The following is a 10,000-nucleotide window of genomic DNA, read 5'->3' as shown; positions in this document are numbered from 1 at the left end:
GTCGTTATGAGTCGAAGCAAAACGCAGCAGCTTGGCTATGGTGTCTTTGTTAGCGAAATCTTCTGCCGGGCCTTCTTTCATCACCTGACCAAACTCAGTCCAGAAAGTCTGGTACTCAGTTTGATCTTCAGCTTTGGCCATTTTTTCCAGCATCTTTAACACGCGTGAGGTACAGCCTTTACGCAGGCTTTGCGTCACTTTAGTGTCCTGCAAAATTTCGCGGGATACGTTCAGAGGTAAATCGCTGGAGTCCAGTACACCTTTGATAAAACGCAGGTAACTTGGCATAAACTGCTCAGCGTCATCCATGATAAATACACGCTGTACATAAAGTTTTAATCCATGACGCGCCTCACGATTCCATAGATCAAAAGGTGCTTTTTTCGGCACATACAGCAGACTGGTGTAGTTGGTGTTGCCTTCAACTTTATTGTGGCTCCAGCTTAATGGCTCAGTCCAGTCGTGCGAAATATGCTTGTAGAACTCCTGATACTCAGTGTCAGAGACTTCAGATTTATCGCGCATCCACAGTGCGGTCGCCTTATTCACAGCTTTCCAGAAGCCTTCGGTCGCAGGAATTTTTTCACCATCTTCACCGTCACGCTCTGGCGTACCTTCCTGGTACATCTCCACCGGAATACTGATATGGTCAGAGTATTTAGTCACAATGGACTCAACTTTCCACTGACTTAAAAACTCGGTTTCCTCATCACGTAAATGTAGAATAATGTCAGTACCACGGCTGGCTTTGACTATAGGTTCGATAGTGTAGTCGCCTTCACCTGTGGATTCCCATGCCACAGCAGAATCAGCTGGAGCTCCGGCTTTACGGGTTTTTACTGTCACTTTGTCAGCAACAATAAAAGCCGAATAGAAGCCCACACCAAACTGACCTATCAGCTGCGAATCCTTAGTTTGATCGCCAGAGAGCTGACCAAAAAACTCTTTAGTACCGGATTTGGCGATAGTGCCCAGGTGGCTAATCACTTCATCCTGAGTCATACCTATACCGTTGTCACTGATGGTAATGGTTTTAGCTGCTTCATCCAGACTAATACGAACTTTCAGCTCGCCGTCATTGCCATACAGGCTGCTGTCTGACAACGCCAGAAAGCGCAGTTTATCGGCCGCATCTGAAGCGTTGGAGACCAACTCGCGCAGGAAAATTTCTTTGTTGGAATACAGCGAATGGATCATCAGCTGCAGAAGTTGTTTGACCTCGGCCTGAAAGCCGTGCTTTTGTTTTTGTACTGTTTCAGTCATATACAGCTCCTTTTCTTACGTAGAATGACTTTAAATTGACGCTGGCAAGGATATGGGTTTAATACCCACAAATATCAAGGGGGCAATAAAAGCAAAACGAAGAACGAAAGTGAAGTAACAGCTGCGAGGAACGAAGAGTCTGACCAAAGCCATTGGAGTTGCAGCGCGACGGCAAGGGAAGGAGTCCCTAACATACATAGCTCACTATGCGATTAGGGCGACAGAGCGCAGCCAACAAAGCTGCAGCTCCAAGGGCGAAGGTCCTGACCAAAAGCATTGGAGTTGTAGAAAGGCCGCAAGTGAAGGAGTCCCCATGAGCATAGGCCACTATGCGATTGGGGCGAAAGAACGCAGCAACGCTGCTACAGCTTCAAGGATGAAGGTCAGATAGGTTTGCGGCCACTAAAGGCGTGCGACAAGGTAGTCCCGTCCACATACTCCAAATCACCACCCACTGGCACACCATGGGCAATACGGGATACATTGACCTGATACTTTTTACATTGCTCCGCAATGTAAAAAGCTGTGGCATCACCTTCTACTGTCGGGTTAGTCGCCAGTATCACTTCCTGCACTGAACCTGTGCCCAGCTGCTTTTGCAGTAAATCCAGGCCCAGCTCGGACGGACCTATACCATCAAGCGGCGACAACTGCCCCTGCAAGACAAAATAGCGGCCTTTAAACTGACCTGTTTGCTCTATGGCAAACTGATCAGAGGACGATGCGACAATGCAAAGGCTTTGACTGTCGCTGCGTCTTGGGTCTGAACAAATAGCACATAAATCAGTTTCACAAAAAGTGCGGCATTGCTGGCAATGTCCTACTTTCTCCATAGCCACTGCCAAAGCTTTCGACAACTGCATGGCCCCTGCTCTGTTGCGTTCAAGCAACTGCAAGGCAATACGTTGTGCTGACTTTGGACCTACACCAGGCAATATACGCAAAGCGTCGATCAACTGCTGCAGCAATGGACTGAATTTATTCATGCTCTGTCAGACATTTGCTTAGAATGGCATCTTAAAACCAGGAGGTAATTGCATACCACCGGTCACAGCAGCCATTTTGGCTTTATTCGCTTCTTCAACACGGCGAACCGCGTCGTTAATAGCCGCAGCTACTAAATCTTCTACCATTTCTTTGTCATCCTGCATCAGACTATCGTCTATGCTGACGCGGCGTACGTTGTGGTTGCCTGTCATAGTCACTTTGACCAAACCGGCGCCCGACTCGCCCGTCACTTCCAGATTAGCCAATTCCTGCTGGGCCTTTTGCATTTTATCCTGCATGGCTTGCGCCTGCTTCATGATATTGCCTAAACCGCCACCACCACCTTTGAACATAGCTGTACTCTCTTTAACAATAACTCTATTAAACTGGCGACAAGATAATGACTTGAGCCCCAAAATACAAGACGAATTAGTTGACGATAACACTGTCCGGCATTATTTCCGCGCCAAAGTCTTTTTGCAGTTGCACTACCCAGGGGTCCTGCCGCAACAACTGCTCGACATACACAAAACGTTCCTGCTCAATGCGTTGTTGTATAGCTACAGGGCAAGTGTCGACCCAGGCTTGATACTGAATATCCAACTGCACGGCTTTGTTAAACGCCAGACTAAGTTCTTTGACAATTTCTGCACGGAACTTCTCTTTATCCAGATGCTGCTGACTTTGACAGACTAACAACTGCACTGTATCGCCAGCCCAACTGATGCTGCTATGTAACAAATACAGACGCAATAACCCACCTAAGTTCAGACTGTCCACTAAAGCGGCCCACTCGTCCACCTGAGCGGCAAGACGCACTGAGAAGTTCTCAGCCGTGATCACACCGTCAAAACGATACTGTGCTTTGGTTTCCGGCTTGGCAGCTACTGCTTGTTGTTCCGGCTCAGGCTCTGGCTGATGTTGTTGTTGAAACTCTTGCCAGGCCCAGTCTGCTGCAAAATCAGCATCCTCAACCGAGAGGTCTGAGGATTCAGTTTCGTCGGGATAATCAGGTAAGGAAGCTTCTGGTTGTACTGAGTCTGCAACAGGCATAACGGCGCTGGGCTGAATGACAGCAGGAACTTGAGTAGCTGTAACCTGCTGCTGAACTGGTGTTGGTGCCACCGGAGGCGCAGAAACAACCGGAGCAGCCTGTGCTTTTGGCATAGCCACAGGCTCTGCAGCCTGAGCTACAGCAGCTGTTGGTTCAGACTTTTTTTCGGTCTGAGTCTCCGCTACTGAATCCGCTTTTATGCCACGGCGCGCCAGAATAGAAGCGGCAATACCAGCTGGCGCTGGCGTTGGAGCAATTTCAGTTTTCATCGCTGGAGTTGTCACAGCAACTTCAACTTCGGCACTATCTGGCACAGCGTCAGGCGCTTTAGCCACCGCAGCAGTTTCAGGTAAATTAAATTTTGCTTTTAGCTCTGCCGCATGAGAAACGGGAACCGATGCACGCATAGCAGGAGAAGTATCAGCGCCTGGCACAAAAGCTACAACCCTTAACAAAGCCATCTCCAGACCAATGCGAGGCTCTGGTGCAAAAGCCAGTTCCTTTTTGCCGGAAATCAGTAACTGATAAAATAGTTGTAACTGTTCTGGGCTCTGCTGCTCCGCCAGTTGTTGCACAAAAGCACTGTGCTCTGTGACCAAATCAGCCGCCTGCCAGTTAAACTGACTTAAGGCCGCTAAATGTAATAAGGCCAGCATATCATCCAGCACATGAGAAAAATGACTGTGCTGCTGCACCAATTGATCCAAATGGTGTTTCAGTGCATCTAAATCACGGTTAATCACGGCTGCTAATAACAGCTCGGCCCATTGCTGCTCTAAATACCCTAACATATCACGCACTAAAGGCACGGTAATATTGGCATTACTCTGGGCAATGGCTTGATCAGTCAGGCTTAGTGAATCGCGTAAACTGCCTTTTGCAGCACGGGCTAACAAAGCTAAAGCATCTTCTGCTGCCGGAATACCTTCCTGTGCCAGCACATAAGCTAAATGCTGTTTAATCTGCTCTGGGCTTAGCGCCTTTAAGCTAAATTGCAAACAACGGGATAAGACGGTGACAGGCAGCTTTTGTGGATCAGTTGTCGCCAGCAAAAACTTTACATGAGGTGGCGGCTCTTCGAGAGTTTTTAATAGCGCATTAAAACTGTGGCGCGACAGCATATGCACTTCGTCGATCAGATACACTTTATAACGGCCACGACTAGGCGCGTACTGCACGTTATCCAATAAATCCCGGGTGTCTTCCACTTTAGTGCGGGAAGCCGCATCTATCTCCAGCAGATCAACAAAAAAGCCCTGGTCAATTTCCACACAGGCACTGCACACACCACAAGGCGTGGAGGTCACGCCTGTTTCGCAGTTTAAACTTTTAGCAAAAATACGGGCTATGGTGGTTTTACCGACACCACGGGTGCCGGTAAACAAATAAGCATGATGTAATCTGTTGTGATTCAGCGCATTGGTCAACGCTGTTTTCACATGATCCTGGCCGACCAACTGACCAAAATGTTGCGGTCGCCATTTTCTTGCCAGTACCTGATAACTCATGCCACCCACCTGTTTTAGCCATTGTATTTGAAGCTACAGCTTTGTTGGCTGCGCGCTAGCCCCTTTCGCATAGAGAACTATGTTCATGGGCCTCCGGTCGCTTGCCGCCGCGTGGCCACTCTAATTACGTTGGCTACGTTAGAATTAATCGCCTGCAAATTCAACCAGACTATAAAGGTTCAACCCAAGCTTTTCTAAACGTGCTTGTCCACCTAAATCTGGCAGATTCACCACAAAAGCGGCGTCAGTGGCTTTGCCACCTAAACGCTCGACTAAACTGGTTGTTGCAGCAATAGTACCACCTGTTGCTAATAAATCATCCACTAACAATACCTTATCACCGGCCACTATAGCGTCTTTATGAATTTCCAGTGTGTCTTCACCGTATTCCAGTTGATAAGACTGAGCAATTCGCTCACGGGGCAACTTACCTGGCTTACGCACTGGTACAAAAGGTAATCCCATCGCATAAGCTAAAGGAGCGCCAAAAATAAAACCCCGGGATTCAGTACCAACAATCTTAGTAAAGCCTTGATCCTGATACTGTTGCTTAAAGGCATCAATCACTTTGCCAAATGCGTCTGCGTCCAGCATCAGACTGGTGACGTCACGAAATAAAATACCTGGCTTTGGATAATCAGGTACAGCTTTTATTACCTGACTTAATAAAGTAGAAAGAGATCCTGTAGTCATACTCAGTGTCCTGATCTTTAAAATGGTGCAATAGTCGGCGAATGAAGCTCAACCTAAAATAGACAAAAAAACCGCCACAAGGCGGTTCATTTTTCACTCGCAAAATTTTAGCTGAAAAAACGAACCCAGCTGATAATTGGAGGAAGACATAAACAAGCCAAAAAAACCACTATCAGTAATGCTAATTGGCCGATGCCAAAAGATTCTTTAAAATTTTCGTCTGCCATAATCTGAGCTCATTCACTAAAAAGGTGGAACATGGTAATGAATTTTATAGCGCTTGAAAAGCTTGCACTATGCCTTTCTCCGCAAAATTTACCAGTATTTGTTCAGCCCCAGCCAATAATTGAGTAAGATCCAACTGCGGCACGTAAGGCAGCAACTCATTGACCAATTCACCCAAAGTTAAACCGGGTTGTTGCTCAAGAAGCTGCAACAATAAAGTAGTCAGTTGGTTCAGTGCTACAAACTTCACTTCATCTTCAGCATTACGATAAATCAGTAAAAAACAAACCTCTGCTTCTTCTGGTTGGAAATCCAGGCAAATTTTGTGAACCGGATATTGGTACGCTTGTACTGAGGCTAACTCAGACAGGCGTATAGGCTGTCGTGTCAAATCCGTCACTGCAACTTCAGCTTCAGCTTTTCGGGTAGCAAGTTCCAGTTCGAGCCATTCGTAATGAGCTAGTTCCAGCATAAAAACCGGATCATCGGATTGTTGTTGATACTGGTGTTGCAAAAAATCTAAAAAACTCTGTGCAATGGACAAAAAGAATGGATTTTCACAACGATATTCTGCAAAAAACAAATGTAACCGCTGTTGCCAGGCTGGCTCAGGATAGAGAGATTTCAGCACGGGAAAGGCAGTATTGACAAAACCTGATACATTATTGAAAAGTAGCTCCCTATAGACATCCAGCCGATCCTGCTCTACGTCGGCTGGCTTTTTCTGTTGCTCTGGTGAACGTAAATAGGCCACGAACTGCTGCTGTACCTGCTGAAACTTCATTTCAGGCCCTCAATTTAAGCGTGGTACTTGGATGCAAAGAGCGGATATGAGCCAACTCCAACTGTAGCTGCTGCAAATCAGGAATATTAAAATCCCTCTCCAACAAAGTTGGAAAAAGACCATGAAACTGATATGCCTCGGACAACAAGGTCCAAACTGGATCACTCACATCTGCACCATGTGTATCAATCAATAGATGATCATGTTGTCGGTAATGTCCGGCTACATGCCCATAAGCAATACGCTCTGTTGGCAGACCTTTTAGAAAAGCCAGGGCATCGTAATTGTGATTGACTGAATTGACGTAAATATTGTTCACGTCTAACAACAGCTTGCAATCAGCCAACTCTAATACAGCCTTGGTAAATTCAAGTTCTGATAATTCCTGACCAGGCGCTGCATAATAGGAAACGTTTTCAACCACTAACGGCTGTTCAAGAATATCCTGCACTATACGAATTCGATCTGCGACATAAACTGCAGCTTCTTCGGTAAAGGGGATAGGCAACAAATCGTAAAGATGTCCGTCAGCAGAACAGTAACTTAAGTGCTCGCTGTAGGTTGTTATCTGGTGCTCTTGTAAAAAAGCTTTGATTTGACGCACAAAATCAAGATCCAAAGGGTCCGGGCTGCCTAATGACAAAGATAACCCATGGCATATAAAGGGATAACGTTCAGTGAGCTGGCGAAACTTTTTCTGGTAACGCCCACCATAAGGCAACCAGTTTTCCGGAGCGACTTCAAAAAAGTCTATCCCCTCTTGTTGCTGCTCTTCGACCGTACTCAACATCTCTCTTCGTAAACCCAGACCGACCTGGTCTGATGTGATACCTAAGAGCAAATCAGACATAAAGTCTCCTTCAAGCAGTCAGCCTGCAAACGCAGGCTGACTTACTAAGCTGTGATATAACTTACGTACCTGAAGCTACGGCTTGGTTAACTACGCCAACACTCCCGCCCCTCTGATCCGGGGCATGGATATGCTTCGCAGCGACCTGCAACTCCAAAAACCTTAGTTATACCGCGCCACCGCATTTGCCTTCACCACATTTACCTTCTTTGGTTTTTTCTTTATCTTTGGCGTCTTTTTTATCGCCGCCACATTTACCTTCACCACATTTACCTTCTTTATCTTTGGCTTTGTCTTCACCACATTTTGCTTCTTTGTCTTTCGCTTTATCAGCGCCGCAAGAAGCTTCAGCTGAGGCTAATTGATAACCTGCATTCAACTGTTCAGCAGAAAATGGATTGGCATTTGCAGTGAAACTTAAAGTAGCTAAAGAGCCCAGTACTAAAGCACTGACGGCAACAGCGGTAGTTTTATTTGATTTCATAACGATATTCCTTGTGGTTGCATTAAGTTGCTTCAAATAGACCTGACTAACCAGAAAAAAATTTCACGACTTATCACATTAAATAAAGTTTATTGATATACATCACAGCAAACCAGATAACGCAGGTACACACTAACACCTTCATCAGGAGTTTCTGTTATGCCCATGCACACAACACAATATTATCAGGATAAATTAGAACAGGAGCTGACTCAGGTCCAGCAAAAAATAGTCTGTTGCCTGGAACATAGTCAGGACCCTGACTATTTATTACTGGCAACAAAGCTGCAAGCTGAATCCGTGCAGAAATGGCCTGAGCTGATGTCAGGAGTATTTTCAGAACAACTGAAAGAGTACCGCAACAGACTGGAACAACTGGAAGCATCTTTAAGCCAAATTCAAATAGGGCAATACGGTTATTGCGCAGACTGTGAAGCCGCATTGCCTTTTGAACAACTGGAACAGGACCCAGCCCGGCAACGTTGCGATAGCTGCCGGAAAAGTTGAAGTTACAGCTGACTTTTATCCCAGTCCGCCGAATTAATCCACTTTGCGCCTTTACCATAAACGGGCTGGCGTTGCTCTAAGGTTGCAAAGTCAAAGTCCCGGCGGAAAAAAATTGATGTTGTTGAGGTATGAGATTCGCAAGGTTTAAACCCTGTCATATCCACTTGCAGCAAACCGGCAGACTTCAGCACAGCAGCAGTATTTGGATGCCAGTCTGCGTTATCAAGCACAATACAGCCGCCTGGTGCCAACTTATTCAGTGCTTGCACTGCTGAGTCATACCTATAGCCAAAACCATCCACTATGATAATGTCAAACAGCCCTTCCTGTTTACTGATAGCCAGCGGAAAGTCAGCATTCTCTGCAAAGATTAGTTTCACATTAGGCTTAATTTGCGCCTTGAGCTTAGTGTACCAATCCTGATTATTTTCAACGCTAACCACTTCAGCTGCTCTTTCCATCCAGAAAAAAGTGGAGGCGCCAGCGCCAAATTCGAATACCCGCTTTTTTCGGAAATCAAACTGAGTCAGATATTCAATAGTAGGGTAAGTATAAAGGGGCAGATAACCGCCACTTTTATCGACGGCAACCCCCTTTTCGACGGAGAACACATATCCATACACATTACGTAAAATATTAATACATGACGCCAGATACATTTCACCTTTGGGCATTTCTATAGCTTCTGCGTGATTTTTTAACTTGTTATCTGCAGCTTGCTCTTCACTAAAGCGACCCCAAAACATAAATACCCCTTAAAAAGCTAATCCGTTGGAATTAAATCAAAAGCCACTGTTACACGGTAATGCTGACCAGAAAAAGGCTCAGTGCCATGCCACATCATTGATGGAAACAATACTACAGTTCCGGCTTGAGGTTTAACTAAAATATCTGGCTGCATTGCCAGTTGTTCCGTCAGTTCAGCCTGGCCAAACTTGATCCACCCCTGGCCTTTTTCTTCAACAGCAGGCGGGATGTCGACATAATAACAACCACTAATCCAACCTTCACTGTGATAATGATTCTTATGAAAACCACTTTGATTCAGTCGAACAGACCAAGCGCCTGTGAATAAAAAATTGTCAGACTTTCGGCGTAAAAATGGATGGGTCTGATCGTCAGGCAGGCTTTGAATATACAACGCTATTTGCTGTCGGAGCTGTTGCTCTAATTGCTGGATCTGCGGTTCCGACCTCAGAAATAAGTGATCATCAGTCTGAGTGCCATAACGCAGAGATTGATCCAGTGGGTGTCTTTGTGTCTGATGCAAAGGAACTATTACAGAGAGCAGGCTTTGGTTGAATTGCTGTATTGAAGTATAACCAGCAGGGGGTTCGACAGCTCTTGCCTGGACAAATTTATCGTAATTATACAACTGCCGATAGGCATTGCTTTGTCCAAGATACTTTAAGGCGGCGGCATAATGGGCATACCAGGCCTGATTATGAGGATAGTCCTGAATAAGTGCTTCAAACTGCATCAACGCCTGTTCATTGGCCTGCTGCGACAAATAACATAAGGCCATTTCATTGCGGATTTCTGCATCTGCGGGTTGTTGCTGCAACGCAGAGCGCAGAAAGTTTAACGCCTGACCTGCGTCACCTGCGCTACGGCGTAAAAAGCCTTTGTAGACTAAAGCTTCTGC

The 10,000-nt window shown here is 45.9% G+C and carries 11 protein-coding genes; 1 reads left to right on the top strand and 10 read right to left on the bottom strand.

Going from position 1 to position 10,000, the window contains the following annotated elements:
• The 8 genes from htpG to LDL40_RS00930 form a co-directional block, all read right to left on the bottom strand.
• Window positions 1-1,263, bottom strand: a 1,263-nt coding sequence (htpG, locus tag LDL40_RS00965) for a molecular chaperone HtpG (RefSeq protein ID WP_300992798.1), incomplete at its 3' end; no start/stop codon positions are given.
• Between the two features lie 383 nt (window positions 1,264-1,646).
• Window positions 1,647-2,249, bottom strand: a complete 603-nt coding sequence (gene recR, locus LDL40_RS00960; protein WP_300992796.1) for a recombination mediator RecR — start codon at window positions 2,247-2,249, stop codon at window positions 1,647-1,649.
• Between the two features lie 18 nt (window positions 2,250-2,267).
• Window positions 2,268-2,603, bottom strand: a complete 336-nt coding sequence (locus LDL40_RS00955; protein ID WP_046520585.1) for a YbaB/EbfC family nucleoid-associated protein — start codon at window positions 2,601-2,603, stop codon at window positions 2,268-2,270.
• Between the two features lie 76 nt (window positions 2,604-2,679).
• Window positions 2,680-4,812, bottom strand: a complete 2,133-nt coding sequence (dnaX, locus tag LDL40_RS00950) for a DNA polymerase III subunit gamma/tau (protein WP_300992793.1) — start codon at window positions 4,810-4,812, stop codon at window positions 2,680-2,682.
• Window positions 4,813-4,956: 144 nt separating this feature from the next.
• Entirely contained in the window at window positions 4,957-5,505 is a 549-nt protein-coding gene (gene apt, locus LDL40_RS00945) for an adenine phosphoribosyltransferase (RefSeq protein ID WP_300992791.1), read from the bottom strand.
• A 271-nt stretch (window positions 5,506-5,776) separates the two neighbouring features.
• A complete protein-coding gene (locus LDL40_RS00940; protein WP_300992789.1) occupies window positions 5,777-6,514 on the bottom strand; it encodes a DUF2063 domain-containing protein in 738 nt (245 codons plus the stop codon).
• A gap of 1 nt (window position 6,515) precedes the next feature.
• Complete coding sequence (locus tag LDL40_RS00935) at window positions 6,516-7,364, bottom strand: DUF692 domain-containing protein (protein WP_300992787.1); 849 nt, start codon at window positions 7,362-7,364, stop codon at window positions 6,516-6,518.
• A gap of 166 nt (window positions 7,365-7,530) precedes the next feature.
• Window positions 7,531-7,848: a hypothetical protein gene (locus LDL40_RS00930; RefSeq protein WP_300992785.1), complete on the bottom strand. Its 318-nt coding sequence runs from the start codon at window positions 7,846-7,848 to the stop codon at window positions 7,531-7,533.
• A gap of 159 nt (window positions 7,849-8,007) precedes the next feature.
• Between LDL40_RS00930 and LDL40_RS00925 the strand changes: the two genes are divergently transcribed.
• A complete protein-coding gene (locus tag LDL40_RS00925; protein WP_300992783.1) occupies window positions 8,008-8,355 on the top strand; it encodes a hypothetical protein in 348 nt (115 codons plus the stop codon).
• A gap of 2 nt (window positions 8,356-8,357) precedes the next feature.
• Here LDL40_RS00925 and LDL40_RS00920 read toward each other — a convergent pair whose 3' ends face one another.
• Both LDL40_RS00920 and LDL40_RS00915 read right to left on the bottom strand, forming a co-directional pair.
• Window positions 8,358-9,101: a hypothetical protein gene (locus tag LDL40_RS00920; RefSeq protein WP_300992781.1), complete on the bottom strand. Its 744-nt coding sequence runs from the start codon at window positions 9,099-9,101 to the stop codon at window positions 8,358-8,360.
• 17 nt (window positions 9,102-9,118) lie between these two features.
• On the bottom strand, window positions 9,119-10,000 hold an 882-nt coding region (locus LDL40_RS00915; RefSeq protein WP_300992780.1), incomplete at its 5' end, for a putative 2OG-Fe(II) oxygenase.

The sequence above is a fragment of the Rheinheimera sp. genome, assembly GCF_020217005.1.
Taxonomy (GTDB): domain Bacteria; phylum Pseudomonadota; class Gammaproteobacteria; order Enterobacterales; family Alteromonadaceae; genus Pararheinheimera.
The sequence above is the reverse complement of the archived record's forward strand: the minus strand, read 5'-3'. Positions and strand labels throughout refer to the sequence as shown.

Coding starts and splice junctions, on each gene's coding strand:
- LDL40_RS00925 (WP_300992783.1), top strand. CDS start 8,008: ATGCCCATGCACACAACACAATATTATCAGGATAAATTAGAACAGGAG.
- recR (WP_300992796.1), bottom strand. CDS start 2,249: ATGAATAAATTCAGTCCATTGCTGCAGCAGTTGATCGACGCTTTGCGT.
- LDL40_RS00930 (WP_300992785.1), bottom strand. CDS start 7,848: ATGAAATCAAATAAAACTACCGCTGTTGCCGTCAGTGCTTTAGTACTG.
- LDL40_RS00935 (WP_300992787.1), bottom strand. CDS start 7,364: ATGTCTGATTTGCTCTTAGGTATCACATCAGACCAGGTCGGTCTGGGT.
- LDL40_RS00920 (WP_300992781.1), bottom strand. CDS start 9,101: ATGTTTTGGGGTCGCTTTAGTGAAGAGCAAGCTGCAGATAACAAGTTA.
- LDL40_RS00955 (WP_046520585.1), bottom strand. CDS start 2,603: ATGTTCAAAGGTGGTGGTGGCGGTTTAGGCAATATCATGAAGCAGGCG.
- dnaX (WP_300992793.1), bottom strand. CDS start 4,812: ATGAGTTATCAGGTACTGGCAAGAAAATGGCGACCGCAACATTTTGGT.
- LDL40_RS00940 (WP_300992789.1), bottom strand. CDS start 6,514: ATGAAGTTTCAGCAGGTACAGCAGCAGTTCGTGGCCTATTTACGTTCA.
- apt (WP_300992791.1), bottom strand. CDS start 5,505: ATGACTACAGGATCTCTTTCTACTTTATTAAGTCAGGTAATAAAAGCT.